The 26,129-nt window shown below is 72.3% G+C and carries 19 protein-coding genes and 1 tRNA gene; 13 read left to right on the forward strand and 7 right to left on the reverse strand.

All coding sequences use genetic code 11. The features are described from left to right. The first annotated feature begins 25 nt into the window (after positions 1 to 25). The 3 genes from sepX to AAT21_RS34665 all read left to right on the forward strand — a co-directional run bounded on the left by sepX (position 26) and on the right by AAT21_RS34665 (position 4,874). A complete protein-coding gene (gene sepX / locus AAT21_RS23210) occupies positions 26 to 1,060 on the forward strand; it encodes a divisome protein SepX/GlpR (protein WP_046778861.1) in 1,035 nt (344 codons plus the stop codon). A 78-nt stretch (positions 1,061 to 1,138) separates the two neighbouring features. After that, a tRNA-Ala gene (locus tag AAT21_RS23215) sits at positions 1,139 to 1,212 on the forward strand. A gap of 344 nt (positions 1,213 to 1,556) precedes the next feature. Then, positions 1,557 to 4,874 (forward strand): hypothetical protein, encoded by a 3,318-nt coding sequence (locus tag AAT21_RS34665; protein WP_052757952.1) that lies wholly within the window; start codon positions 1,557 to 1,559, stop codon positions 4,872 to 4,874. Between the two features lie 129 nt (positions 4,875 to 5,003). On the opposite strand, the gene AAT21_RS23225 is transcribed toward AAT21_RS34665, so the two are convergent. Continuing rightward, a complete protein-coding gene (locus AAT21_RS23225) occupies positions 5,004 to 5,516 on the reverse strand; it encodes a GNAT family N-acetyltransferase (protein ID WP_046778862.1) in 513 nt (170 codons plus the stop codon). 38 nt (positions 5,517 to 5,554) lie between these two features. Between AAT21_RS23225 and AAT21_RS23230 the strand changes: the two genes are divergently transcribed. Beyond that, positions 5,555 to 6,358 carry an exodeoxyribonuclease III gene (locus AAT21_RS23230; protein WP_046778863.1) on the forward strand — a complete coding sequence of 268 codons (804 nt, stop codon included), beginning with the start codon at positions 5,555 to 5,557 and terminating at the stop codon, positions 6,356 to 6,358. On the opposite strand, the gene AAT21_RS23235 is transcribed toward AAT21_RS23230, so the two are convergent. Then, positions 6,340 to 7,029, reverse strand: coding sequence for a MerR family transcriptional regulator (locus AAT21_RS23235; protein WP_046778864.1), 690 nt, complete (start codon positions 7,027 to 7,029; stop codon positions 6,340 to 6,342). The two genes, AAT21_RS23230 and AAT21_RS23235, sit on opposite strands and share 19 nt — an antisense overlap. Before the next feature lie 180 nt (positions 7,030 to 7,209). Here AAT21_RS23235 and AAT21_RS23240 point away from each other — a divergent pair, with 180 nt between their 5' ends. The 3 genes from AAT21_RS23240 to AAT21_RS23250 are packed head-to-tail and all read left to right on the forward strand — an operon-like array spanning position 7,210 to position 10,648. Further along, positions 7,210 to 8,835, forward strand: a complete 1,626-nt coding sequence (locus tag AAT21_RS23240) for a flavin-containing monooxygenase (protein ID WP_079025919.1) — start codon at positions 7,210 to 7,212, stop codon at positions 8,833 to 8,835. Then, positions 8,832 to 9,767 carry an alpha/beta fold hydrolase gene (locus tag AAT21_RS23245; protein WP_046778865.1) on the forward strand — a complete coding sequence of 312 codons (936 nt, stop codon included), beginning with the start codon at positions 8,832 to 8,834 and terminating at the stop codon, positions 9,765 to 9,767. The genes AAT21_RS23240 and AAT21_RS23245 overlap by 4 nt, the downstream gene beginning before the upstream one ends. Continuing rightward, positions 9,764 to 10,648, forward strand: a complete 885-nt coding sequence (locus tag AAT21_RS23250) for an SDR family oxidoreductase (protein WP_046778866.1) — start codon at positions 9,764 to 9,766, stop codon at positions 10,646 to 10,648. The genes AAT21_RS23245 and AAT21_RS23250 overlap by 4 nt, the downstream gene beginning before the upstream one ends. Before the next feature lie 97 nt (positions 10,649 to 10,745). Here the strand turns inward: AAT21_RS23250 and AAT21_RS23255 are convergent, their stop codons facing one another. After that, entirely contained in the window at positions 10,746 to 14,015 is a 3,270-nt protein-coding gene (locus tag AAT21_RS23255) for a S41 family peptidase (RefSeq protein ID WP_046778867.1), read from the reverse strand. Positions 14,016 to 14,166: 151 nt separating this feature from the next. Between AAT21_RS23255 and AAT21_RS23260 the strand changes: the two genes are divergently transcribed. Further along, positions 14,167 to 14,757: a TetR/AcrR family transcriptional regulator gene (locus AAT21_RS23260; RefSeq protein WP_030027812.1), complete on the forward strand. Its 591-nt coding sequence runs from the start codon at positions 14,167 to 14,169 to the stop codon at positions 14,755 to 14,757. Positions 14,758 to 14,884: 127 nt separating this feature from the next. Then, on the forward strand, positions 14,885 to 17,086 hold the full coding sequence (locus AAT21_RS23265; protein WP_046778868.1) for an MMPL family transporter: 2,202 nt from the start codon (positions 14,885 to 14,887) through the stop codon (positions 17,084 to 17,086). Positions 17,087 to 17,213: 127 nt separating this feature from the next. Here AAT21_RS23265 and AAT21_RS23270 read toward each other — a convergent pair whose 3' ends face one another. Beyond that, complete coding sequence (locus AAT21_RS23270; protein WP_046778869.1) at positions 17,214 to 17,609, reverse strand: SsgA family sporulation/cell division regulator; 396 nt, start codon at positions 17,607 to 17,609, stop codon at positions 17,214 to 17,216. A 168-nt stretch (positions 17,610 to 17,777) separates the two neighbouring features. Here AAT21_RS23270 and AAT21_RS23275 point away from each other — a divergent pair, with 168 nt between their 5' ends. From AAT21_RS23275 to AAT21_RS23290, 4 genes are read left to right on the forward strand one after another with little or no spacing between them, the layout of a single operon-like run. Next, complete coding sequence (locus AAT21_RS23275; protein ID WP_046778870.1) at positions 17,778 to 18,842, forward strand: energy-coupling factor ABC transporter permease; 1,065 nt, start codon at positions 17,778 to 17,780, stop codon at positions 18,840 to 18,842. 1 nt (position 18,843) lies between these two features. Further along, a complete protein-coding gene (gene cbiQ / locus AAT21_RS23280; protein ID WP_046778871.1) occupies positions 18,844 to 19,605 on the forward strand; it encodes a cobalt ECF transporter T component CbiQ in 762 nt (253 codons plus the stop codon). Then, positions 19,593 to 20,366, forward strand: coding sequence for an energy-coupling factor ABC transporter ATP-binding protein (locus AAT21_RS23285; protein WP_046778872.1), 774 nt, complete (start codon positions 19,593 to 19,595; stop codon positions 20,364 to 20,366). Before cbiQ ends, AAT21_RS23285 begins: the two co-directional genes overlap by 13 nt. 28 nt (positions 20,367 to 20,394) lie before the next feature. Continuing rightward, a complete protein-coding gene (locus AAT21_RS23290) occupies positions 20,395 to 21,558 on the forward strand; it encodes a serine hydrolase domain-containing protein (RefSeq protein ID WP_046778873.1) in 1,164 nt (387 codons plus the stop codon). Between the two features lie 118 nt (positions 21,559 to 21,676). Here AAT21_RS23290 and AAT21_RS23295 read toward each other — a convergent pair whose 3' ends face one another. From AAT21_RS23295 to AAT21_RS23305, 3 genes are all read right to left on the reverse strand, one after another. Continuing rightward, complete coding sequence (locus AAT21_RS23295) at positions 21,677 to 23,311, reverse strand: penicillin-binding transpeptidase domain-containing protein (protein WP_107081363.1); 1,635 nt, start codon at positions 23,309 to 23,311, stop codon at positions 21,677 to 21,679. Positions 23,312 to 23,973: 662 nt separating this feature from the next. Next, complete coding sequence (locus AAT21_RS34670) at positions 23,974 to 24,405, reverse strand: ester cyclase (RefSeq protein ID WP_052757953.1); 432 nt, start codon at positions 24,403 to 24,405, stop codon at positions 23,974 to 23,976. A gap of 132 nt (positions 24,406 to 24,537) precedes the next feature. Next, complete coding sequence (locus tag AAT21_RS23305; RefSeq protein ID WP_199838236.1) at positions 24,538 to 26,070, reverse strand: MFS transporter; 1,533 nt, start codon at positions 26,068 to 26,070, stop codon at positions 24,538 to 24,540. Positions 26,071 to 26,129 lie beyond the last annotated feature (59 nt).

Consider the following 26,129-nt stretch of genomic DNA (forward strand, 5'->3'; position numbering starts at 1 on the left):
CCCGCGCCCCTCTACGGTGTGAGGTGTGAGCAGCAGCGGCCTCATCTACGCAGTCATTGTCGGGGCCTGGGCCGCCTACTTGGTGCCCATGTGGCTCCGGAGGCAGGACGAGCTGAACGAAGCCCGTCCGACGGAACGCTTCTCCACCGCCATTCGGCTGCTTTCCGGCCGGGCGGGAATGGAGCGCCGTTACGCCAAAGGGCTGCGTGAGCGCGGTGACGAGGAGGCGGAGCCCCAGCCCCACGCGGACCCGGACGCCGCGACGGAGACGGTCAATTCCGTCGACGCCGACGCCCGGGCCCTCGGCGTGTCCCCGACCAGGGCGGAGCCGCGTGCCGCGGCCGCCGAGCGGGAGCAGCGCGCGGAGCGGGCCCGGCGCGAACAACGCCTCCAGGTCCTCGCGCGCCGCCGGCGCACCACCGCACTCCTCTTCCTGGTCTTCACCGCCGGCGCCGTCGTCGCGGCCGTGGGCGGTCTGCACTACCTGTGGGCTCCCGCCGTCCCCGCCGTCCTGCTGAGTACGTACATCGCCCACCTGCGGGTCCAGGAGCGGCGGCGCTACGAGTTCACGATGGACCGGCGGCGGGCCGAGGCGGCCGCGCGCCGGCTGCGCGAGGACCGCCCGCAGCGCCGCCACCCCGAAGAGGGCGCGCCGGCGGCCGGCGAACCGGACCCTGCTCCACCGGTCTCCCCGCAGGAGGCCGGACGGCGCGCGCTGGTCGAGCAGACCGACCACGCCGAATGGGTGGACCAGCAGCGCGAACGCGAACGCGGCCCCGCCCGCGGGGACAGCTGGGAGCCGGTCCCGGTCCCGCTGCCGACGTACGTGACGGCCCCGGTCGCCCCCCGTGCCACGGGCCCCGTGACCCCGGACGCCTGGAGCGCGACCCGCTCCAGCACGGCCGAGCCGACGGAACCCCGCCTGCGCGCCCAGCCCGCGGTCCCCGCCCCGGCCCCGGCCCCGGAGGAGGACCCCCGCCCCCGCGCCCAGGGCCGCGGCCGCACCCCGCTGTTCGACCAGTACGAGAACGAGGACCGCCCCCGCGCCGCGAACGAGTGATCGGTGACCTGCGCAGACCGTCGCGGATACGCGTTTTGGAGCACCGGCGCAGGGGTGCTAATGTTTCACACGTCGCAAGGGCCTGTGGCGCAGTCTGGTAGCGCACCTCGTTCGCATCGAGGGGGTCTGGGGTTCAAATCCCCACAGGTCCACAGACGACAGTTCGCGAGTAGCTCTCGTGAACGTCACGAGATCCCGTCCGGTCGCAAGACCGGGCGGGATCTCGGCGTTTCCGGGGGTGTTCGGGATGTCGTCCCACATGTGAATCCCTCGAGGGGCTCGGGCTCCGGGAGTTCAGCACTTTCCCGCCCGCCGAGCACGGGCCGTCAGCCGCCCGGTGAACTCGTGTGCGAACGATTGGCCGGCGTTGTTATGCTCCGACGCGATCGGAGGGGGAACGGCTCGAAGAGCCAGGTCGACCGGCCCGCGAGAGCGGACGCGCGGGGCCGGCAGCCGGCATTCCCTTCCTCCCGCGTTCGCCCAGGAGAGAGTGTCAGTGGACCCGACCGTAAGACGAACGTCGCGACTTCGCCGGGGGCTGGGGGCCGCAACGGTCGCACTGGCCACGGGCGCCGCACTGCTGGCCCCGGCCCTGCCCGAGGCGGTCGCGGCACCCGCCCCCGGCGCGCCCACCGAGCTCGTGCTGCCCCCGGCTCCCCGGGGTCTCCCGGCCCGGGACCAGCTGTTCGTGGCCGGCGACACCGGCCTCCTGCACGCCCGCGAGGGCGGCGACCAGCTGCTGTGGACCCGGTACGACACCGGTGCCACCAGCGACACCGGGCTGCGACTGCCCGCCCCGGTCGACGGGGGCGTCTTCGAAGGCCTCCCCCCGGGCGGCTACCTGGGAGCCCCCGACCACCGCTACGGAACCTCCTCCGACACCGTCGCCGTCCCCACGGCGGCCACGGCGCAGGCACCCGCCGAGGTCGACCTGTTCGACCTGGCCACCGGGAAGCCGGTCGCGCTGGGGGCCGTCACGATCCCCGCCGGACAGAGCTACTCCGGGACCTACGGGCGCACCGTGCTGACGTACGCGGGCACCGCCTCGGCCGTGACCGGCTGGTTCCTGAACCGGCTGGACGGCTCCTCCACGGTCCGTACCAAGGTGGCGCTGCCGGCAGGTGCTTCCCTCGTGCCCGCGGTGCACGACGGCGACCAGAGCGCGCTGATCCTCCGTCATCGTTCGGGCGGCCTCACTCACTCCACCCTGGTGGACGTGGTGACGGGGCAGACCACCGCGCTTCCGGACGAGGGCGCCTACGACCACGTGAACACGTTCCGGCTGGCCAAGGGCAAGGTGCTCCGCATCTCCCAGGACGGTCCGGAGGACGTGCTGGACCGGGCGCAGCCGCAGACCGTGCTGAGTTCGGGTTCGGCCCACTTTGACCAGGAGAAGGGCGAGCTGAGGCTGCTGGGCGACTGGGCGATCGGCACCCAGTCGGTTGCAGGAAGCAGCGGCGACAACCGGGGCCGTCCGCTGAGCTTCACCGGCATCGGCCCGAACGACGGGACCTTCGCATACCTGCTGGAGCTCGCCGACACCCAGCTGCTGCCCGCACCGGACGGCTCGCTCATCGCGGTCGGCAGCGCCAAGGCTCCCGAGTACGGCACCCAGCCGCAGACCGCCGTCCACCGGATCACCGCGGACGGCGGCGCCACACCGCAGGCCCGTAAGCTGGTTGACGTCCCTCCTGCGCCCGCGACCGTCTTCGGCCTGTCGATCGGCGGCGGCGTGCTCACCACCGCCACGGACACCGTGCACTTCCAGCCGGCAGAAACCACCGGTTCGTTCCGCAGCTACCGGATCTCGAACGACGCGACCCCGGTCAAGACCGCGGAATACCTCGACGGAACGCACTCGATCAGCAATTGCTACAGCCACGGCCGCGCCTGCGCCGGCCTCCGGTCCACCGGGGACGGCCGCTACCTGGAGCACGAGCCGGTGGCGAGGAACCGGTTCGTCGTCTTCCGTGAGGCGGGGAACCGCGAGTGGGCGGGCACCATCCCCATGAACGGCGAGGGCGGCATGCAGACCGCGGACGCCGCGGGACGCTACATGGTGCTCGCGCAGACCGCGTACGGCAACTCGACGTCCGACCACCAGGTCATCGTCAGCGATCTCGACACCCGAACCCATGTGCTCCGGACAGAGGCGACCGCCGTCGCCGTACAGGGCGACACGCTCTGGACCGCCAAGAACGGCAGCAACACCGTCCGCGCCACGGACATCCGGGGCGAGACGGAGCGGGGCACCTTCACCACGCCCTGCCTTTCCACGCTGCTGGAGGCCGTCGGCCGTTACGTCTCCTGGGCCTGCCAGGACAGCTGGGGCACGGTGCGCACCAGTGGCGTGTACGACACGGTGACGCGCCACACCCTTTCGGTGCCGGTGCTGAGCACCAACTGGACCAACAGCTTCTGGGGGCGGGAGTCGCTGCTCGGTGACGGTTACCTGGTGCGTCAGGACCTGGCCACCGGCCGGCTGCTGCTGCTCGACTTCCACGAGGGCATCAAGACGTCGGGTAACGAAAGCACCGTGCGGGTCCGCACCCTGGCCCAGGGCCAGGAGTGGAAGGGCCAGCGCCAAGCGAACCGGTCCTGGGCGGTGGACCGTACCGGCTCGAACATCGTGTGGACCGACGCCGCCGGGCAGCGCATCCACGTCGCCGGCAACGGCATCGCGGCCGCGCAGGCCGGTGACCGCTTCACCACGCTGTCCCCGGCGCGGCTCCTCGACACCCGGGCCGGACTCGGCCGAGCCGGGACGGCCCCGGTGGGGGCGGGCGGCGAGGTGTCGTTGCAGGTGGCAGGCCGGGCCGGGGTGCCGCAGTCGGGTGTCAAGGCGGTCGTGCTGAACGTGACCGTCACCGACCCGAAGTCCGACGGGCACCTGACCGTCTGGCCCTCCGGCACCACCCGCCCCGACGCCTCCAACCTCAACTGGACGTTCGGGCGGACCGTGCCGAACCAGGTTGTGGTCCCGGTCGGCGAGGACGGCAAGGTCAACCTGCGCAACGCCGGCTGGGGCACGACGCACCTCATCGCCGACGTCTTCGGCTACTACTCCGCCGACCCTTCGGGCAGCGCCTTCACCGTGGCGGGCCCGGCCCGTCTGCTGGACTCCCGCGCGGGTATCGGCCGCCCGGGCACCACCCCGGTGCCTGCCCGCGGCGAGGTGACACTGCAGGTCGCGGGTCGCGGCGGGATTCCGCAGTCCGGCGTCAGGGCCGTCGTGCTCAACATCACGGTGACGGACCCGAAGGAGGCCGGGCACCTGACGGTGTGGCCGTCGGGCACCACCCGCCCCGACTCCTCCAGTCTCAACTGGACGGCCGGACAGACCGTGCCCAACCACGTGGTGGTCCCGGTCGGCGCCGACGGCACGGTGAAGCTGTTCAACGCCGGCTGGGGCACGGCGCATCTGATCGCCGACGTCTTCGGCTACTACTCCGACGACCAGGCCGGCGCCACCTACCGCACAGCCGGCATCCAGCGCCTGCTCGACACCCGGACCACCACCGCCGTGCCCGCCCGCGGCAGCACCGTCCTCGACCTCTCCGGAACCGGCGAAGCCGGCCGGGCCAAGGCCGTCGTGCTGAACGTGACCGTCACCGAGCCCAAGTCCGACGGCCACCTCACCGTCTGGCCCGCCGGCACCACCCGCCCCGACTCCTCCAACCTCAACTGGACGACCGGACAGACCGTGGCCAACCTGGTCACGGTACCCGTGGGAGCCGACGGCAAGGTCGAGATCGCCAACCTCGGCTGGGCTTCCACCCACGTTGTCGTCGACCTCTTCGGCCACCTCGGCTAGCTGTCGGCAGACGTCACGAGATCCCGCCCGGTCGAAGGACCGGGCGGGATCTCGGCGTTTCCGGGGGCGCCGCCCCCGGACTCCCGCGCCTCGAACGCCGGCGGGGCTGAAGGATCGGGGCCCCGCGTGTCAGGCGTCGGCGGGGCTGGTGGGGTGGAGGGGTTTGGACATGCAGCGGCTGGAGTCGTAGAAGCGGTAGAAGCCGAACTTCGGGGACGGGGTGTAGCCCTCGGAGAGGTAGAGGGCGATCGCCTCCGGCTGCCGGTCGCCCGTTTCGAGGACCATCCGCAGGCGGCCGGCCGCGCGGGCGTCCGTCTCCAGCGTGGCCAGGATGCGGCGGGCCAGGCCCAGGCCGCGGGCCTCCGGGACGACGTACATCCGCTTGAGCTCGGCGTCGCCGTCGCAGTAGCCCTCGTCGTTCTGCTCCTGGCTGCGCCAGCCGCCCGTCGCCACCGGGGCGCCGGAGGTGTCGTACGCCACTATGTACAGCCCCTGCGGCGGAGCGAACATCGCGGGGTCCAGGAAGGTCGCGTCGCCCTCGCCCTGGTACCGCTCCTGGTATTCGAGCTGGACCTGGTCGTTGAGTTTCACCGCGTCCGGGTGGTCGTACGGCACGGTGCGGAGCTCGATCCCATGAGACATCCGGACATCGTACGGAACCCTCCCGCTATGGTGCTGGGATGCTCACTGTGACCTCCGTGAATGTGAATGGGATCCGGGCCGCCGCCAAGAAGGGCTTCGGGCCGTGGCTCGCAGGATCCGACGCCGACGTGGTGTGCCTGCAGGAGGTACGGGCCGAGGAGGGGCAGATCCCGGAGGAGGTGCGCTCTCCCGAGGGCTGGCACACCGTCTTCGCGCCGGCCGCCGTGAAGGGCCGGGCCGGGGTCGCGCTGTACACGCGGCGCGCGCCCGAGCGGGTGCAGGTCGGCTTCGGCAGTGAGGAATTCGACACCGCCGGGCGGTACCTGGAGATCGACCTGCCCGGTGTGACCGTGGCCAGCCTCTACCTGCCCTCCGGTGAGGCGGGCACGGAGAAGCAGGACGAGAAGTACCGGTTCATGCGGGAGTTCCTGGCCTACCTGACCGGGCTCAAGGAGAGGGCCGCCGCCGACGGGCGCGAGGTCGTGGTCTGCGGTGACTGGAACATCTGTCACCAGGAGGCCGACCTCAAGAACTGGAAGACCAACCGCAAGAGCGCCGGTTTCCTCCCCGAGGAGCGGGAGTGGCTGGGGAAGGTCTACGCCGAGGCCGGCTACGTCGACGTGGTGCGCGAGCTGCACCCCGACACGGAGGGGCCGTACTCCTGGTGGTCCTACCGCGGCCGCGCCTTCGACAACGACGCCGGCTGGCGCATCGACCTGCAGGTGGTGACCCCGGGGCTGGCCGCGAAGGCGGTGAAGGCCTTCGTCGAGCGGGCCGAGACGCATCCCGAGCGCTGGTCCGACCACGCGCCCGTGACCGTCGTCTACGAGCTCGGCGTCTGACCTTTCGCCGACGCCAGCAGGCGGTCCATCGCCATCGTCAGCTCGGCCTCGACCACGCTCTTGGCGAGCGGGCGCAGCCGGGTGAGCGCGTCCGGGGAGATGTGCTCAGAGATCAGCTCGGTGAACAGCAGCGCCATCGCGTCCGCGTGCTCGCGGACACGGCGGCCCGTCTCCAGGACGTCGGCGAGCGGTACCCCCTCGCGGACCAGCGCCGAGGAGACGTCCAGCAGCCGGCGGCTGACGTGCACGATCGCGTCGCCGTCGACGGCGAGGTAGCCCAGGTCGAGGGAGGCCGCCAGGTTCTCGGGGGTGACCTCGCCCTCGAAGTAGTCGGCCAGTTCCTCCGGGGTGAGCCGGACGGGGGTCTCCTCCGACCAGCCGATGCCGAGCAGCTCACCCAGCTGGCCGACGTCGCGGCCCTTCTCGAAGGCGGCGGTCAGCTCGGCGATGCCGCCGAGGGTGTGGCCCCGTTCGAGCAGTCCGGCAATGGTGCGCAGGCGGGCCAGGTGGTGGTCGTCGTACCAGGCGATGCGGCCCTCGCGGCGGGGCGGCGGGAGCAGTTTGCGCTCCCGGTAGAAGCGCAGGGTGCGCACGGGTATGCCGGCCGCCTCGGCCAGCTCCTCGGTGCGGTACTCGCGCACCGGCTTCGCTTGCGTCTCTTCCTTCGCCACAGACGCAGCCTATGGCGTACTGGCGGTAACTTTCCGGGTCCGCCCCCTACCCATGAGTACGGGGCTGCTCTACCCTCCCGATTGTGCCAGTGATTGCTGGCAGTGTTTCGATGGTGTGGTGCGTTGCGGCGTTGCGTGGCTGGAACTGCGGATGAGCGGAAGGCGGCGGGCATGGGCGGCATGGGCGGGCGCGAGGGGCGCGAGCACGTACGGGTGGCGGTGATCGGGTCCGGATTCGGCGGGCTCGGGGCCGCCGTGCGGCTGCGGCGCGAGGGGATCACGGACTTCGTCGTCCTGGAACGGGCCGACTCCGTCGGCGGGACCTGGCGGGACAACAGCTACCCCGGATGCGCGTGCGACGTCCCGTCGCACCTGTACTCCTTCTCCTTCGCGCCGAATCCGGACTGGCCCCGGACCTTCTCCGGGCAGCCCGCCATCCGGGAGTACCTGGAGCACGTCGCGGACACCTTCGGGCTGCGCCGGCACATCCGGCTCGACTGCGAGGTCCTGATGATGCGCTGGGACGCCGACGAACTGCGCTGGGAGATCGAGACCTCCCGCGGCGAGCTGACCGCCGACGTCGTGGTCTCCGCGACCGGGCCGCTGTCCGAGCCGAAGCTGCCGGAGGTGCCGGGGCTGGCCGGGTTCCCCGGCAAGGTCTTCCACTCCGCGCGCTGGGACCACGACTACGACCTCGCCGGCAAGCGCGTCGCCATGATCGGTACGGGGGCCTCGGCGATCCAGATCGTGCCGGCCATCGCCCCCGACGTGGAGCGTCTGACGCTCTTCCAGCGGACCCCGCCGTGGGTGATGCCGCGCACCGACCGGGCGATCTCGGCGGTGGAGCGCTGGCTGCACCGGCAGCTGCCCTTCACCCGCGCCGCGCGCCGCGGCCTGCTGTGGGGCATCCGGGAACTCCAGGTCAGCGCCTTCACCAAGCGGCCCAGCCAGCTCGGACTCGTCGAGGCGCTCGCCAGGGCCAACATGGCCCGGTCGATCAAGGACCCGGAGCTGCGTGCCAAGCTGACCCCCTCCTACCGGATCGGCTGCAAGCGGATCCTGCTCTCCAGCGAGTACTACCCGGCGCTGGCGCGGCCGAATGTGGACCTCGTCGCCTCGGGGCTGAAGGAGATCCGGGGCTCGGTCCTCGTCGCGGCCGACGGGACCGAGACCGAGGTCGACGCGATCGTCTTCGGTACGGGCTTCCACGTCACGGACCTGCCGATCGCCGACCGGGTGGTGGGCGCGGAGGGCCGGACCCTCGCCGACCAGTGGAAGGACGGGATGCAGTCGCTGCGCGGGGCGACCGCGGCCGGCTTCCCCAACTGGATGACGATCATCGGCCCGAACACCGGTCTCGGGAACAGCTCGATGATCCTCATGATCGAGTCGCAGCTGAACTACATGGCCGACTACCTGCGGCAGCTGGGCATGCTGGGCGGGAAGGCCGCGCTCGCCGCGCGCCCCTCCGCCGTCAACCAGTGGAACCGGCAGGTGCAGGCCCGGATGGAGCGGACCGTCTGGAACACGGGCGGCTGCACCAGCTGGTACCTGGACGCCAACGGCCGCAACACGACGGTCTGGCCGGGCACGACCGGTGAGTTCCGCCGCGAGACGCGCAGCGTCGACCTGGGGGAGTACGAGGTCGTGCGGGTGAGGGAGCGGGTGCCGATGGCCGTCGCGGCCGCCCCTGCCCCTGCCGCGGCGCCGTTGCCGGTGGCGCCGCCCCCGCAGGCCCGTACCGCGGACGCCGGCGGGGCCGGCCTCGAAGCCGCCGGGGCCGACGCCGCCGAGGGCGTCGCGTGAGCCGCCCGGCGCACGTCACCTCCGGTCCCTACACCCCACCCGCCCCGCGGCGCGAACTTGTCGCCGTCTCCGCCGACGGGTCCCGCCTGCACGTCGAGGTGCACGGTGAGGAGGGGGCGCCGCCCGTGGTGCTGGCCCACGGCTGGACCTGCTCCACCGCGTTCTGGGCCGCGCAGATACGGGCCCTGGCCGCCACCCACCGGGTCGTCGCCTACGACCAGCGCGGACACGGGCGCAGCCCCGCCGCCCGGGAGCACAGCACCACCGCACTCGCCGACGACCTCGTGGCGGTGCTCGGCGCCACCCTCGCCCCGGGGGAGCGCGCGGTCGTCGCCGGGCACTCCATGGGCGGCATGACGATCATGGCGGCCGCGGCCCGGCCGGAGTTCACCGAGCACGCCGCCGCCGCGCTGCTGTGCAGCACCGGCAGCTCCGCCCTGGTCGAGCGGGCCACCGTGCTGCCGGTGCGCGCCGGGCGCGCCCGGACCCGGGTCACCGGCGCCGTACTCGGATCGCGCGCCCCGCTGGGGCCGGTCACGCCCGTCGCCCGGAAGATCCTCAAGTACGCCACCATGGGCCCCGGTTCGGCGCCCGACCGGGTCGAGGCGTGCGCCCGTATCGTGCACGCCTGCCCCACCGGGGTGCGCCGCGCCTGGTCCCGGGTGCTGGCCGGGCTGGACCTGGACGCCGACGTGGCCCGGCTGACCGTCCCCACCGCCGTGCTCGGCGGCACCGCCGACCGGCTCACCCCGCTCGTCCACGCCCGCGGGCTCGCCGCGGCGCTGCCGAACTGCGTGGGCCTCACCGAGCTCACCGGCGTGGGGCACATGACCCCGGTCGAGGCTCCCGAAGCCGTCACCCGTGCCGTGCGCGAGCTGTCCGCGCGCTTCATCGACGATCTCGACACCACCGAGAAGGAGAAGACACCGTGAGCGCTCGCAGGAGTCCGGAAGGCCGGGTCGCCGTCGTCACCGGGGCCGCCCGCGGGGTCGGCGAGCTGCTCGCCCGCAAGCTGTCGGCCCGCGGCGCGCGGATCGCCCTCGTCGGCCTGGAGCCGGAAGCCCTCAAGGAGGTCTCCGAGCGCCTGCACACCGACAGCGAGCACTGGTACGCCGACGTCACCGACCACGAGGCGATGGCACGCGTCGCCCAGGAGGTGAAGGAGCGCTTCGGGAAGGTCGACATCGTCGTCGCCAACGCGGGGGTCGCCGCGGGCGGGCCGTTCGCCCACTCCGACCCCGACGCCTGGCGCCGGGTGATCGAGGTCAACCTGATCGGCGGGGCCGTCACCGCCCGGGCCTTCCTGCCCGTACTGACGGAGAGCCGCGGCTACTTCCTCCAGATCGCCTCGCTCGCCGCCATCACCCCGGCGCCGATGATGACCGCCTACTGCGCCTCCAAGTCCGGCGTCGAGGCCTTCGCCCACTGCCTGCGCGCCGAGGTCGCCCACAAGGGCGTGGGCGTCGGGGTCGGCTACCTCTCGTGGACCGACACCGACATGGTGCGCGGCGCCGACCAGGACGCCGTCATGCGGGAGCTGCGACAGCGGCTGCCGTGGCCGGCGAACCGCACCTACCCGCTGGGGCCCGCCGTCGACCGGATCGTCGCGGGCATCGAGCGGCGCTCGCCGCACGTGTACGCGCAGTGGTGGCTGCGCGGGATGCAGGGGGTGCGCGGCTACCTGCCCGGGATCATCGCGACGGTCGGGCAGCGCGACGTGAAGCGCTTCGAGCCCCGGCTGGCCGGTGTCTCCCGGGGCCTGGTCGGGGCGGGCGGCGCCGCGGACGAGCAGGAACGCACCCGCAGCCACTGACCGGGACAGCGGCACGGAGCGCTGGCTCCGTCCGTCACCCATGAGGCCCGGCAGGGGCACGGCCGTCACCCGCGGCCGCGCCCCTGCCGGTATCCGCTCACTGCCTGGGCGGCAGCTTCGGACGGCGCCGGTCGGGTACGTCCGTGTAGCCGGGCGGCATCGCGGCCGGGTCCTGTTCGAGCAGCTCCAGCGCCAGGTGCACGGCGTCGTCCATCTGGGCGTGCCGGCCCTCCGCCCAGTCGAGCGGGGTGCGCAGGATCTCGAAGTCCGGTTCCACGCCGTGGTTCTCCACCGACCAGCCGTACTCCGGGAACCAGGCGGCGTTCATCGGCACCGTGATCACCGTGCCGTCGCCGAGGGTGTGCCGGCCGGTCATCCCGACCACCCCGCCCCAGGTGCGCTGGCCCACCACCGGCCCCAGTCCCAGCAGTTTGAAGGCCGCCGTGATCATGTCGCCGTCCGAGGAGGTCGCCTCGTCGGCCAGCGCCACGATCGGGCCGCGGGGCGCGTTGGAGGCGTAGCTGACGGGCTGGGCGTCGCGCGTCAGGTCCCAGCCGAGGATGGAACGGGTGAGCTTCTCCACCACCAGCTCGCTGATGTGGCCGCCCGCGTTGCCGCGCACGTCCACGATCAGCGCGGGCCGGGACATCTCCATGCGCAGGTCGCGGTTGAACTGCGCCCAGCCCGAGCCGCCCATGTCGGGGATGTGGAGGTAGCCGCACCGGCCGCCGCTGAGCTCGCGGACCACCTGGCGCCGCTTGGACACCCAGTCCTGGTAGCGCAGCGGCCGTTCGTCGATCAGCGGGACGACGGCGACCCGGCGGGAGCGGGCCGAGCCCTCCTCCGGCCGGAAGGTCAGCTCGACCGTGGTGCCGCCCGCTCCCGCCAGCAGCGGGTAGGGGCCGGCGACCGGGTCCACGGGCCGGCCGTCCACGTGGGTGAGCACCGCACCCTCCCTGATGCCGGTTCCGGCCAGCGGGGAGCGGGCCTTGGAGTCGGAGGACTCGCCGGGCAGGATCTTGGCCACCACCCATGTCCCGTCCCGGGGGACCAGGTTGGCGCCGAGCAGGCCGATGGCCCGCTGGTAGTGCGGGGGGCCCTCGTTGCGGCGGGCGGGGGAGACGTAGGCGTGCGAGGTGCCGAGCTCGCCGAGGACCTCGCGCAGCAGGTCGGCGAACTCGTCGGGGGAGGCGACCCGTTCGACCAGCGGGCGGTACTGGCGCAGTACGCCGTCCCAGTCGATGCCGCACATGTTCGGCTCCCAGAAATACGCGCGGATGATCCGCCCGGCCTCCTCGAAGGCCTGGCGCCACTCGGCTGCCGGGTCCACCTCGTGCAGGATGCGTCGCAGGTCCAGGTAGACCGTCGAGTCGCCGTCGCCCGACTCGGTGGCGGGGACCGCGCGCAGGTCCCCGTCGTCGTTGACGACGAGGCGGGTGCCGTCGCCGCTGACCGCGAACCAGTCCAGCCCCGAGGCCAGTTCGCTCTTGCGGGCCTTGGTCAGGTCGAAGTACTCCAGCGTGGGCTTGCCGCTGATGTCGTTGGGGTTGGCGAAGGTCTCGCCGAGCGCGCCCGAGATCGGCCAGCGCAGCCAGACCAGCCCGCCGCCGTGCACCGGGTACAGGGCCGAGTACTTGGAGGCGCTCACCGGGAACGGGGTGACGCGGCTCTCCAGCCCCTCCACCTCCACGGTCACGGCGCCGCCCTCGCCCGAGTTCTCCGATTCGCCCTCGCCCGGGTCCAGTCCGCCCGCCGCGGGCCTGCCCTCGGCCGACAGCGCGAAGGGGGAGGGGGTCGCGGAGGACAGCGGCACCAGGTACGGGCGGCAGCCGAGCGGGAAGGACAGGTCGCCGGTGTGCACGTCGTAGACCGGGTCGAAACCGCGCCAGGACAGGAAGGCCAGGTAGCGCCCGTCCCGGGTGAAGACCGGATTCTCGTCGGCGAAGCGGCCGTTGGTGACGTCGACGACGGTGCGCGCGCCGGGGCCGGAGATGCGGGCCATCTTGATCTGCCGCAGCGAGCGCCCGATGCCCGGATGCGACCAGGTCAGCCAGTCCCCGTCGGGGGAGAAGGCCAGGTCGGTGACGGGGCCGTTGATGGACCGGATCAGCTCGGTGACCTCGCCGTCGGACTCCTCCGCCGCGTCGACGAGCAGCAGCCGGCCGTCGTTCGAGGCGACGGCGAGGCGCTCCCCGTCGGGGTCGGCGAGCAGTTCGGTCACGCGTCCCAGTGCGCCCGAGGCCAGCCGGCGCGGCTCCCGGTCCCCCGAGGCCCGGGGCAGGTAGGCGATCTCGATCGCGTCCTCGCCCTCGGCGTCGGTGACGTAGGCGACCTGTCCGCCGCTGCCGAGCATCTCCGGCAGCCGTACCCGTACGCCCGGGGTGTCGGCGATGGTCCGGGCCGGTCCGTCGCGGTGGGTCAGCCAGTACAGGCTGCCGCGGACCACGACCGCGCTGGCCCGCCCGGTGGCGTCCACCGAGAGGGAGTCGACGTGGCTGGCGGCCGGTACCTGGTAGGTGCGCCGGCCCGCGCGCGGGCCGCCGAGGCGGACCTGGAGCTTGCGCGGGGAGGCGTCGGGGGCCAGGGAGTCGACGAGCCAGAGGTCCCCGGCGCACTGGTAGACGACCCGGGAGCCGTCGCTGGAGGCGTGCCGGGCGTAGAACTCGTCGTGGTCGGTGTGGCGGCGCAGGCCGGTGCCGTCGGGCAGGCAGGAGTAGAGGTTGCCGATGCCCTCGTGGTCGGACAGGAAGGCGATCCGGCCGCCCACGAACATCGCCGCGTCCAGGTGCCCTTCGAGGCCTTCCAGGAGCTGGCGCCCGTGCAGCCAGAGCCGGCCCATGGCGCCGCCCCGGTAGCGCTTCCAGGCGGCGGGCTCGTGCGGCGGTTTGCCGGTGAGGAGCAGGCTGCGGTGTTCGCCGTCGATGTCGGCGACCTGGATGTCGGACACGGGGCCCCAGGGCAGGCGCCCGCCGGGGCTGCCGTCGGTGGGCAGTTTGTAGGCCCAGGAGAAGTAGGAGAACGGCTGTTCGTGTGAGGAGACGGCGAGGACGTTGCCGTCGGGGTCCCAGCCGCAGACGCGGGTGTCGGTGGCACCCCAGTGCGTCAGCTGCCGGGCGGGCCCGCCGTCGACGGGCGCCAGGTGGATCTCGGGGTCGAGGCTGCGCCAGGTGGTGAAGGCGATGTGCCGGCCGTCGGGGGAGAAACGGGGGTGGCCGACCCGGGTCCGGTCGACGGTGACCCGCCAGGCGCGTCCGGGGGTGTGGCCGTCGGGGACCAGCGGGGCGACCCAGAGGTCGTCCTCGGTGGCGAAGCACAGGAGGTCGTCGTGCAGGTGCGGGAACCGGAGGTACGCGACGTCGTGACTCACCCCCCAATGCTTTCCGCGCGGAGGGGGTGCGGCAACTCGTACTGGTGATCCACGCCACCCCATCGAACGAAACGGAACGGTTTCGTTTCGCTCGGGGGAGGGGTATCGTCTTGAGCGTACGGAGCAGTTCCGTTCGGATGGAGGCACGGAGATGACCGAGGCGATGGCGGCCCGGCGCAGCCGGATCACCCCCGAACGGCAGGCCGAACTGCACGAGGCGGTCCTCGACCTCCTGCGTGACGTCGGCTACGAGGCGCTGACCATGGACGCGGTCGCCGCCCGTACGAAGTCCAGCAAGGCCACCCTCTACCGCCAGTGGGGGAGCAAGCCGGAGCTGGTCGCCAAGGCCCTGCGGTGCACGCAGCCCGTCTCGCTGCGCGAGATCGACACGGGCAGCCTGCGCGGGGACTTCGCGCTCATGGTGGAGCACTCGGACGACGCGCAGATGGCCAAGGACACCGCGCTGATGCGGGGTCTGGCCCATGCCGTCCACGAGAGCCCGGAGCTCCACAAGGCGCTGCGGGACCTGTTGGTCGACCCGGAGATCACCGGGCTGCAGGTGATGCTGCAGCGCGCGGTGGACCGGGGCGAGATCGCCCCGGGGTGCCCGGCCCTGGGCTTCGTACCGCACATGCTCATCGGGGCGTTCATCGCGCTCCCGCTGATCGAGGACCGGCCGGTGGACCGGGCGTTCCTCGGTGACTTCATCGACGCCGTGGTCTTCCCCGCCCTCGGCGTCTGAACCTCCCCGTCCCCGGCACCCTGTGCCGCCCTGCTGCTCCTGACACGCCGCTCTCGTCGTCGGGCCGGCTCCCCACGCCCTGATCCCTGCGGATCCATCCCACGACCTGAACGGGAGAACCACCGACGTGGCCACCTTCCTCTACCGACTCGGCCGGGGCGCCTTCAGGCGCCGCGGGCTCGTCACCCTCCTCTGGGTGGCGCTGCTGTTCGCCGCCGGTTTCGGCGCCGCCTCCGCGGCCGCCCCGACCTCCGGATCGTTCTCGATACCCGGTACGGAGGCCCAGCGGGCCTTCGACCTGCTGGACAAGAAGTTCCCGGGCATGGCCGCCGACGGCGCCACCGCGCGCATCGTCGTCAAGGCCCCCGAGGGTGCGAAGGTCACCGACCCCGGCCCCAAGGCCGAGGTCGAGAAGATCGTGAACGGCCTGAAGACCGGTCCGGGCGCGGAGCAGATCGCCTCCGTGGTCAACCCGTACGAGGTGCAGGCGGTCAGCCAGGACGGCTCCACCACCTACATCAGCGCCAAGTACACCGTCAGCGGCATGGAGCTGAAGGACGCCACCCGTGACGCGCTGAAGGAGTCCGGCGACGGCGCCAAGGCGGCGGGCCTGAACGTCCAGATCGGCGGTGACGCGCTGATGGTGGCCCCCGAGACCGGCTCCGGCGAGATCATCGGCATCCTCGTCGCCGCGATCGTCCTCGTGATCACCTTCGGCTCGCTGATCGCGGCCGGTCTGCCGCTGCTGACGGCGCTCATCGGCGTCGGCATCGGCGTCTCCTCCATCACCGCGCTCGCCAACGTGCTGGACCTCGGCAACACCACCGCCACCCTCGCCACGATGATCGGCCTCGCGGTCGGCATCGACTACGCCCTCTTCATCGTCTCCCGCTACCGCGCGGAGCTCGCCGAGGGCCGCGACCGCGACGAGGCCGCCGGCCGGGCCACCGGAACCGCCGGCTCCGCCGTCGTCTTCGCCGGTCTGACCGTCGTCATCGCCCTCGTGGGCCTGGCCGTCGTCAACATCCCGATGCTGACCAAGATGGGCGTCGCGGCCGCGGGCACCGTGGTCATCGCCGTGCTCGTCGCACTGACCCTGGTCCCGGCCATCCTCGGCTTCGCGGGCAAGAAGGTCCTGCCCGCGGGCGAGAAGAGCAGGCTGTTCGGCAAGGGCAGGCCGGCCGGCGCCGAGAAGAAGGTCAACGGCGGCACCCGCTGGGCCCGCTTCGTCCTGCGCCGCCCCGTCATGGTGCTGCTGGCCGGTGTGATCGGCCTCGGCGTCATCGCCGTCCCGGCGAGCAAGCTGGAGATGGGCCTGCCGGACGACGGCGCCCAGCCGGTCTCCACCACCCAGCGCCAGGCGTACGACCTGCTGTCCGAGGGCTTCGGCCCGGGCTTCAACGGCCCGCTGATGGTGGTCGTCGACGGGGACAAGGCCCTCGCGGACTCCACCGTCGACCGGATCAAGGGCCTGGAGGGCGTGGCCGCGGTCATGCCGCCGTCCCCCAACGAGGCGGGCGACGCCTCGGTGATCACCGTCATCCCGAAGGACCGTCCGTCCTCCACGCACACCGAGGAACTGGTCCACGAGATCCGCGACGGCAGCGGCGACGACGTCCTCGTCACCGGCGCCACCGCGATGAACATCGACTTCTCGCAGAAGATGAACGACGCGCTGCTGCCCTACCTGGCCCTCGTCGTCGGCCTCGCCTTCCTGCTGCTGATGCTGGTCTTCCGCTCGATCCTGGTCCCGCTCAAGGCGGCCCTCGGCTTCCTGCTCTCGGTCGTCGCGGCTCTCGGCGCGGTCGTCGCGGTCTTCCAGTGGGGCTGGCTCGGCTCGGTCTTCGGAGTGGAGCAGACCGGTCCGATCATGTCGATGATGCCGATCTTCATGGTCGGTGTGGTCTTCGGCCTGGCCATGGACTACGAGGTCTTCCTCGTCACCCGCATGCGGGAGGCGTACGTCCACGGCGAGCGCCCGGGCCAGGCGGTCGTGACCGGCTTCCAGTACAGCGCCCGGGTCGTCGTGGCCGCCGCCGTCATCATGATCGCCGTCTTCGCCGGCTTCCTGGGAGCCAGTGACCAGATGGTCAAGATGATCGGCTTCGGTCTGGCCGTCGCGGTCTTCTTCGACGCCTTCGTGGTCCGCATGGCCATCGTCCCGGCGGTGCTCGCCCTGCTCGGCCACAAGGCCTGGTGGCTGCCCGAGTGGCTGGACCGGATGCTGCCGAACGTGGACGTGGAGGGCGAGAGCCTGCGCAAGCACCTCGCCACCGAGTCCGCGGAGGGCGAGGGTCCGGACAAGGACCGCGAGCTGGTCAACGCCTGACCGGCACGTACTGCACACGGCCCGGCCCCGTACCCCCCGTCACCCGGGGGTACGGGGCCGGGCCCGTTGTGTCCGGCCTTCTGCGCCGAACGGGTGGCGCCTGTCGGGGGCGCCTGTCGCGTGGCGCCTATCGGGCGGGGGCGGAGGCGGCGTAGGTGCGCCGGAGGAAACGGCGCAGCGCGGCGATGTCGAACTGGACCACCGCGACGCCCTCGGGGGAGTGGAACTCGACGACCGCCTGGACGCGGCCACAGGGCCAGACGCGTACGTCCCCGGTCCCCGTCGGCGCCTGGAGGCCGGCCTCCAGCAGCGCCCGGGGGAAGACCCACTCGTTGTCGGTGCCCTCGGGGGACAGGTCGGCGGGGAAGACGATCCGCACGGCCAGCGGCTCGGCCGGGGTGAAGCGCAAGGCAACGGGGATCGCCCGGTAGAGGGGGTCGTCCGTGATCACACGGGCGCGGACCCGCTCTTCGACGGGGGCCGCGGTCGCGGTCGCTGGGAGATTCTCGGCGGTGGCTGACATCGACCAGACTCCTCGAATCGGAACATATCCGTCCGTTTGTCCTCCAGCCTCGCACATTCCGACGAAAGTGCGCGCGGCTTTTTGTGACGTGCTCGCTCTTGCCAACGGTTTGCAACTGGGCACTATTCTTGAACGGTTAAAGACCGTATAAGAAGCGGAGCCCACTCCATGCATGTGCCCGACGGATTCATCAACGCACCCGTCTCGGTGGCCGCCGGAGTGGCGGCTGCCGCGGCGGTGGCCGTCAGCCTCCGCGGCGCCCGCCGCGAGCTCGACGAGCGGACCGCGCCGCTCGCCGGACTCGTCGCCGCCTTCATCTTCGCCGTCCAGATGCTGAACTTCCCCGTGGCCGCCGGCACCAGCGGCCACCTCATGGGCGGCGCGCTCGCCGCGATACTCGTCGGCCCCTACACCGGCGTGCTCTGCGTGTCCGTCGTCCTGCTCATGCAGGGCATCCTCTTCGCCGACGGCGGCCTCACCGCCCTCGGCGTGAACATCACCGTCATGGGCGTCGTCACCGTCGTCACCGCACACCTGCTCTTCCGCGGGCTCCTCCGCATCCTGCCGTCCACCCGCCGCTCCGTGACCGTGGCCGGCTTCGTGGCCGCCCTGGTCTCGGTGCCCGCCGCGGCCGCCGCCTTCACCGCCGTCTACGCCGTCGGCGGCACCACCGACGTGCCCCTCGGCAAGGTCCTGACCGCCATGGTCGGCGTACACGTCCTCATCGGCATCGGCGAGGCCCTCATCACCACCGCGACCGTGGGGGCCGTGATCGCCGTACGGCCCGACCTGGTGCACGGGGCCCGCGCACTGGCCACCCCGCTGAAGCTGCGCGTCGACGGTGCGCTCGTCGACGCGCCCGCCGCGGCCCCGGCCCAGGCGCCCGCCGCCGGCCGCTCCACGAAGAAGGTGTGGGCGACCGGCCTGGTCACCGCGCTCGTCCTGGCCGGGTTCGTCTCCTTCTACGCCTCTGCCAACCCCGACGGCCTGGAGAAGGTCGCCGCCGACAAGGGCATCGACCAGAACGTCGAGGAGCACGCCGCCGCCGGCTCGCCGCTCGCCGACTACGGCGTCAAGGACGTCGAGGACGCCCGCCTCTCCGGCGGTCTCGCCGGGATCATCGGCGTCGGTGTCACCGTCGTCGCCGGCACCGGGATCTTCTGGGCCGTGCGCCGCCGCACGTCCGACGAGCCGACCGCCACCGTCACCTCCACCGCCACCCCGGTCGCCTGACATGGGTGCCGGCCACGCCCACAGGCTCTACCGCCCGGGCACCTCGCCGGTCCACGCCCTCCCACCGCACTGCAAGCTCGCCGCGACCTTCGGCTTCGTCCTGGTCGTCGTGTCCACACCGCGGGAGGCGGTGTGGGCCTTCGGCCTGTACGCACTGCTCCTCGCCGCAGTCGCGGCCGTGGCCCGGATCCCGGCGGGCCTGGTGCTGCGCAGGCTGCTGATCGAGGTCCCGTTCGTCGCCTTCGCCGTACTCATGCCCTTCGTGGCCCAGGGCGAGCGCGTCGAGGTCCTCGGCATGTCGCTCAGCGTCTCCGGCCTCTGGGGCGCCTGGAACGTCCTCGCCAAGGGCACCCTCGGCGTGGCCGCGTCCGTCCTGCTCGCCGCGACGACCGAGCTGCGGGCCCTGCTGCTGGGGCTGCAGCGGCTCAGGCTGCCGCCCCTGCTCGTCCAGATCGCCTCCTTCATGATCCGCTACGGCGACGTGATCGGCGACGAGCTGCGCCGGATGTCCGTCGCCCGCCGCTCACGCGGCTTCGAGGCGAGCGGAATCCGGCACTGGGGCGTGCTGGCGAAAACGGCCGGCGCGCTGTTCATCCGCTCCTACGAACGCGGCGAGCGGGTCTACCTGGCGATGGTCAGCCGCGGCTACACCGGCTCCATGCCGGTCATCGACGAGGCCGTGGCCACCCGCGGCCAGTGGGCGTACGCGGCCGTGCTCCCGGTGACGGCCCTCGCCGTCTGTCTGATGGGATGGACCCTGTGACCAGTACCCCCGCGCCCGCCCCCTCGCTCGAAGTCGCCGGCCTCGCCTACGCCTACCCGGACGGCCACCAGGCCCTGTACGGCGTCGACCTCACCGTCGGGCGCGGCGAGCGTGTCGCCCTCCTCGGCCCCAACGGCGCCGGCAAGACCACCCTCGTGCTGCACCTCAACGGGATCCTCACCGGCGGGGTCGGCACGGTGGCCGTGGCCGGCCTTCCGGTGGAGAAGCGGAACCTGGCCGAGATCCGGCGCCGGGTCGGGATCGTCTTCCAGGACCCCGACGACCAGCTGTTCATGCCGACCGTGCGGGAGGACGTCGCCTTCGGACCGGCGGCGGCCGGCCTGCGGGGCGCCGAGCTGGAGGAGCGGGTCGCGGCGGCCCTGGACCGGGTCGGCATGGCCGGCTTCGCCGACCGGCCGCCGCACCACCTCTCCTTCGGGCAGCGCCGCCGGGTGGCCGTGGCGACCGTCCTGGCCATGCGGCCGGAGATCCTGGTCCTGGACGAACCCTCCTCCAACCTGGACCCGGCCTCGCGCCGCGAGCTCGCCGACATCCTGCGCTCGCTCGACGTCACCGTGCTGATGGTGACGCACGACCTGCCCTACGCCCTGGAGCTGTGCCCGCGCTCGGTGATCCTCAGCGAGGGCGTCATCGCGGCGGACGGCCGCACGCAGGAACTGCTGTGCGACGAGAAACTGATGCGGGCCCACCGGCTGGAGCTCCCCTTCGGCTTCGACCCGCGTTCGGTATCGGTGGCATAAGCACCTGTCCCCGTTTGTTGCACCGCACGTGGACATCCAGGGTGTGGTGACGGCGGGCTTCGAGCCCGTCAGGGACGCGTTCGTACGCAACTTCGAGGTGCTCGGGGACCGGGGCGCGGCCGTCGCCGTCTACCGGGACGGCCGCAAGGTCGTCGACCTGTGGGGCGGCACGAAGGACGCCGATGGCGCCGCACCGTGGACCGAGGACACCGCACAGGTCGTCCGATCCGCCACCAAGGGCGTGGCCGCCGCCGTCCCGCTGCTCCTGCACCAGCGCGGTCTGCTCGACCTGGACGCGCCGGTCGGCGCGTACTGGCCGGAGTTCAAGGCGGGCGGCAAGGAGAAGATCCTCGTACGGGACCTGCTCGCGCACCGCGCGGGCATCCCGGCCCTGGACCGGGGACTGACTGCCGCCGAGGCAGCGGACGGGGTGTCCGGGCCCCGCGCGGTCGCCGCACAGCGCCCCTTCTGGGAGCCGGGGACCGGGCACGGCTACCACGCCCAGACCTACAGCTGGCTGCTGTCCGAGCTGGTGCTCCGGGTGACCGGACGCACGCTGGGCTGCGTCCTGGCGGAGGAGATCGCCGAGCCGCTCGGCGTGGACTTCTGGATCGGCCTGCCGGACGCCGAGGCCGAGGCCGGCCGGGTGGGCCGGGTGGCCCCGGTCGAGCCGCCGGAGAGCGCCGGGGTGCTGAGGACCAGGCCGCGCAGGAACGTTTCCGAGGCCTACGCCGACCCCGCCTCCCTGACCCGCCGCGCCTTCGCCGCCATCGACCCGCTGCCCGACGAGAACGCCCCCGCGTACCGGGCCGCCGAGCTCCCCGCCTCGAACGGCATCGGCACGGCCCGAGCCCTGGCCCGCTTCTACGCGGCCACGATCGGTGTGGTCGAGGACGGTGCGCGGATCTTCACCCCGGCCACCGCCGCGCTGGCCGCCCGGGAGCACTCCGCGGGCCCGGACCGGGTCCTGGTCGTCAACACCCGCTTCGGCGCCGGCTACATGCTGCACGGTCCGGCCTCGCCGCTGCTCTCGCCCGCCTCCTTCGGCCACCCCGGCCGCGGCGGCTCCCTGGCCTTCGCGGACCCGGAGGCCGGCATCGGCTTCGGCTACGTCACCAACGCCCTGGCCAAGTCGGTCACCGCCGACCCCCGCGCCCAGGCCCTGGTGCGGGCCCTGAAGTCGGTCCTCTGAGGGCCGGGCCGACCGCCGCGGCGGCTCCGGCCGCTCCGGCTGCTCGCGTACGTCGGCCAGGGCGGTCCCGGCGGCCGTCGGCCGGGCGGGTCGGCTCGCGGGAGCGTGCGTGCGGGGGTCAGCCCGCGTTCAGCACCTCGGCGACGATCGGGCCGGCCGCTTCGCCGCCGTGGCCGCCGCCCTCGACCATCGCGGCCGCGGCGATGTCGCCGCTGAAGCCGGTGAACCAGCTGTCCGGGCTGTCCGCGGCACCGCCGACCTCCGCCGAGCCGGTCTTGGCGCCCTTGTCCGAGCCGCGCACCGGGGCCATGGCCTCGCGTGCGGTGCCGTTGGTCGCCGTCAGCTTCATCATGGAGACGAGCTGCTGCTGCACGGCGGGCTTCATCCGGCGCTGGGCCGTGGCGATCGTCCGGCCGTCCAGCTCGGCCGAGACCAGCAGCGGCTGGCGGAACACGCCGGTCCGGGCGGTCGCGGTGATGGACGCGACGTTCAGCGGGTTCATGGTGATCTGACCCTGCCCGATGTACGCGGCGGCCGCGGACGCGCCCGTCGCCGGCGGGACCTTGCCGTCGGTGGACCTGACGCCCGTCTTCCAGTCCAGGCCGATGCCGAAGACCTCCATGGCCTCCTCCGGCAGGGCGGAGTCGTCGTCGACCGGCTTGATCTGCTTGATGAAGGCGGTGTTGCAGGACTGGGCGAAGGAGGTGGAGAAGTTCGTGCCGGCCGGCAGGTCGAAGTTCTTCAGGTTGTGGAAGGCGCGGCCGCCCCAGGACACCTCCTTCGGGCACTCCGCCGGCTTGCCGGCCGCCACCAGGCCGCGGTCCAGCAGCATCGCGCCCGTCACGATCTTCATCGTGGAGCCGGGCGCCCGGTTGCCCTGCATGGCCGCGTTGAAGCCGTCCTTGCGGTGGTTCGCGACGGCCAGGATGTGCCCGTTGCTCGGCTTGACGGCGACCACCGACGCCTCGGGGAACTTGACGACCGCCTGCTCGGCCGCCGCCTGCACCTTCGCGTCCAGGTAGGTCTTCAGGGTGTTCGGCTCGCCCTCGACGAGCGTCAGCAGGGTCCGCCTGGGCGCCTCCTTCACGGCCGGCTCGATCCACACCTCGGCGCCGGCCTTTCCGCCCGCCTTGCTGCCGTAGTTCTGGCGCAGCTCGTCGAGGATCTGCCGCAGCGAGGGGTACTTCTCCGCCGTCAGCTCCTCGCCGTTGCGGTCCACGGCCTTCACCGGCGGGTTCGCGGGGGCGCCCGCGCGCAGCTTCTCGTCCTTCTGCAGCTGCGGGTGGATCACCGAGGGCTGCCAGTCGACGAGGGGCTTGCCGCTGGTCAGGCCGCGCACCACCGTGAGCTGGGAGTCGTAGACCAGGGGCTTGGTCGTGCCCTCGTAGGTGATCTCCGCCTCGACCTTGAAGGGAACGGTGGTGCCGTTCGCCTCGCCGGGGGTGATCACGGCCTTGGACACGTGCGCCCTGGTCCTGAACTCCCCGACCGCGGTCTGCGCGGCCGCGGCGTTGTTGGTCAGGTCGGCCGCCCCCCGCTCGTCCCCGGACGCCCAGGCCGCCAGGAACGCCTTGGCGGCCTGGGCCGCCTCCTTCTCGGAGACCGGCCCGCTGCCCTTGGCGGACTGGACGGAGGTGTCCGATTCCGATCCGTTGCCGCTGTCGCCGACCAGGGCGTACACCCCGTACCCGGTCCCGCCGACCATCGCCAGGAACACCCCGCCGACGATGGCGCCCTTAGCTGCTCCGTTCACTTTTCGTCCTCCCCCGCGACCCCGGCTCCTGAACGCGTTCAAGAGCCCTTGGCTTCGACCTTACTCTGCGGAGTCGACCGGTGTGCAGCGGTTACCGGACGAAAATCCGCAGGACCGCGCCCCGCTCCGGGGTCCTGATGCTGCAACGGTGTTCGTCGTGACGGTCGGGCAGTTTCGGGTGGGATGCCCCGCACGACGGTCAGGCAGGCGTGTCCGCCATCCTCCGGGTCAGCGCAACGGCGGACGAGCTGTTCGGCCGGGGCGAACGCGACGGGTTCAGGGGTCCGGTCACACGCGCGGTTGCTACGGGCAGGCCGGACATCGCCTCCCATGTGAAGATCATTTTGCGGTCGTCGTGTTGAGGGGCTTCGCGGCCGGGGTGGGGTTCGGGGCGGCCACCTCGCTCATGAACGCACTTTCGTCGCCGTACGTGGCACTCGGAGTCCCCCTCGTGGGCACCGTCTGGGCCGGTGCCGCGAAGGTCCTCAGCCATCGCGTCGATGCCGACCGGGGCGACGGTGCGCGGAACGAAACGGAAGCCACCGTGGTCGCACAGCGGATCCGGCTGTCGCGATCGCGACGCCGGACGGCGGCGGGCGACGCAGGACGACGGCGGGGGCCCCTCACGGTGGCCGCTGCCGCTGGTGCGGCGGCGCCTCCGCTCAGCCCTGCAGCTGCTCGGTCAGGCCCAGCTGGCTCATGATGGCGCCGGTGTCCATGTAGACGCGGCCTTCCTGGATCTTGCCGTCCTTGACCTCGTAGATGTCACACGCGTGGACCGTGACGCGACGCCCCGTGGCGGGCACGGTGCCCGCATGCAGGACCAGGTCCCCGGTCTGGGTCCCGCTGCCCGTGTACTCGACGACCACTCTGTCCCCCTGGGACGTGAGGTGGTCGAGGGTGAACGTGCCGTCGGGCACCGCCTCGAACATGGCCTTCGCGAGCTGGGCGAAGCCGTCCGGACCCTGCAGTTTCCTTCCGCTGCCCTCCTCGATGAGGGTGCAGTCCGGAGCGACGGATCCGGCGATGGAGTCGTAGTCACGGTCGTTCCATGCCTGGAAGAGATCGCGGACGAAAGTCTCGTTGTCAGCCATGGGAACCTCCGCTCGGGAGCGTGCCTTCCCTTCCATGCTGGCCCTCCGCCTTCGGCCGTGCGACCCCGAACTTCTGCGCGCCGGTGTCTGCGGCCGGGCGTCCCCCCGGCGTCCCGGTGCTCCGGACGGCTTCTACGGTGTGGTCCGGGCCCGGCGCGGAATGATCAGGTAAGCCGCCCCGGCCAGGACGAGTGGCAGGAGGCTCACGATCAGCATGGTGAGCCTCAGGCCGTTGGTGAAGTCCAGGTCGAGGGCCAGTCCGGACTGCCTGAGCAGGTTGGGGTCGTAGCCGGCGGAGCCGGGACTGCGCGCCATCGCGCTTCGTGTCGCGTCCACGGCCTGCTCGGCCTCGGTCGCCGACAGCCCACGCTCGGCGGCATCGTTGAGCCACTGCTGCTGGAAGAAGAGGTTGAAAAGCAGGAGGAAGACGGCGGGGCCGAGCGCGTAGCCGCTCATTCCGAACGCCGGCTGGACGGAGGCCGTGGCGCCGGACCTACCGGGCGGGGCGTGGGAGAGGATGGTCTCGGCCACCGCGGCGGAAGTCACCAGCGATCCGAGGTTGGTGAGCCAGGTGGCCAGTACGAGGATCCACAGTGGCATCGTGGGCGCGGCCGTGGCTGCCAGCAGCAGCCCGCCCGCGACCAGCGCCAGCAGGCCGGTGATGAGGACGGGCTTGGGACTGTACTTCCCGATCAGGCGGCCGGCGAGGATGACGGCGCCCGCGATCGCCAGTGTGCCGGGCAGATACAGCAGGCCGATCGTGCTCTGGGGCAGCGCCATGACCACACTGCCGAACTGCCCGAGGGCGAAACTGAACCCCGCGATGACGAAGTTCAGCGTCAGGCTGGCCAGCGCAGCCACCGTGAACGGGCCGCTGCGGAAGAGCGACAGTTCCAGGACCGGTTCCGGTGTCCGGCGCTCATGGAGCACGAACAGCACTCCGGCGACGGCACTGACCGCCAGCGGCAGCCATGCCTGGACCTGGGAGATCCCGTTCTGCGCCTCGGCGATGCCGTGCACGAGCATCAGCAGGGTGAGGCCCACCAGGCTGACGCCGATCTTGTCGACCCGGGAGCGCTCCTGGACGGGGGGCTCGGTGACGAACCGGGCGGTCAGCCCGAGCGCGATCAGCGAGAGCAGCGGAGCGAGCAGGAACAGCCACCGCCAGCCGATGGCGTCCACCACCCAGCCCCCGGCCGCGGGGGTCACCCCGCACAGCACCATCTCGATGGCCATGAAGATGCCGATGGCCGCCGGCCGCCTCTCCGCCGGTACCGACACTTTGAGCAGGGCCATCGACACACCCAGAACCGCGGCCAGTGCCAGGCCGTCCAGGAGGCGCATCACCAGCAGGAACACATAGCCGGGGGAGAGCGCTGACAGCAGATTGACGACGATGTCGCTGACCAGCCCGAGCATCAGCATCTTCCTGAGCCCGATGGCGTCCCCGAGACTGCCCACGGCGAGTACGGCGGCGGCCATGACCAGCGTGGCCGCGCCGCCCAGGAGTCCGACGACGTCGGGCGGCACCTGGAGCGCCCGGCTGATCTGCGGCATGTTCAGGCTGAGGACCAGCGGGTCCACGGCCGGGATCGTGAAGGCCAGGGCGAGTCCCGAGATGATCGGGAGCATCGCGATGGTGGAACGCGGGTTCGCAGTCGCCACAGCAATGCCTCCCGTATGCCGGCAAGTGCCGCCGCTCGATGGCCGACCGTAACCCGGCC

It is taken from the genome of Streptomyces yangpuensis (genome assembly GCF_001005295.1).
Classification (GTDB): Bacteria; Actinomycetota; Actinomycetes; order Streptomycetales; family Streptomycetaceae; genus Streptomyces; species Streptomyces yangpuensis.

Bases quoted from the DNA above. Each gene is read 5' to 3' on its own strand.
- AAT21_RS23225 (WP_046778862.1), bottom strand. From the start codon at position 5,516: ATGTCTCATGGGATCGAGCTCCGCACCGTGCCGTACGACCACCCGGAC.
- AAT21_RS23230 (WP_046778863.1), top strand. From the start codon at position 5,555: ATGCTCACTGTGACCTCCGTGAATGTGAATGGGATCCGGGCCGCCGCC.
- AAT21_RS23240 (WP_079025919.1), top strand. From the start codon at position 7,210: ATGGGCGGGCGCGAGGGGCGCGAGCACGTACGGGTGGCGGTGATCGGG.
- AAT21_RS23260 (WP_030027812.1), top strand. From the start codon at position 14,167: ATGACCGAGGCGATGGCGGCCCGGCGCAGCCGGATCACCCCCGAACGG.
- AAT21_RS23270 (WP_046778869.1), bottom strand. From the start codon at position 17,609: ATGTCAGCCACCGCCGAGAATCTCCCAGCGACCGCGACCGCGGCCCCC.
- AAT21_RS23275 (WP_046778870.1), top strand. From the start codon at position 17,778: ATGCATGTGCCCGACGGATTCATCAACGCACCCGTCTCGGTGGCCGCC.
- cbiQ (WP_046778871.1), top strand. From the start codon at position 18,844: ATGGGTGCCGGCCACGCCCACAGGCTCTACCGCCCGGGCACCTCGCCG.
- AAT21_RS23285 (WP_046778872.1), top strand. From the start codon at position 19,593: ATGGACCCTGTGACCAGTACCCCCGCGCCCGCCCCCTCGCTCGAAGTC.
- AAT21_RS34670 (WP_052757953.1), bottom strand. From the start codon at position 24,405: ATGGCTGACAACGAGACTTTCGTCCGCGATCTCTTCCAGGCATGGAAC.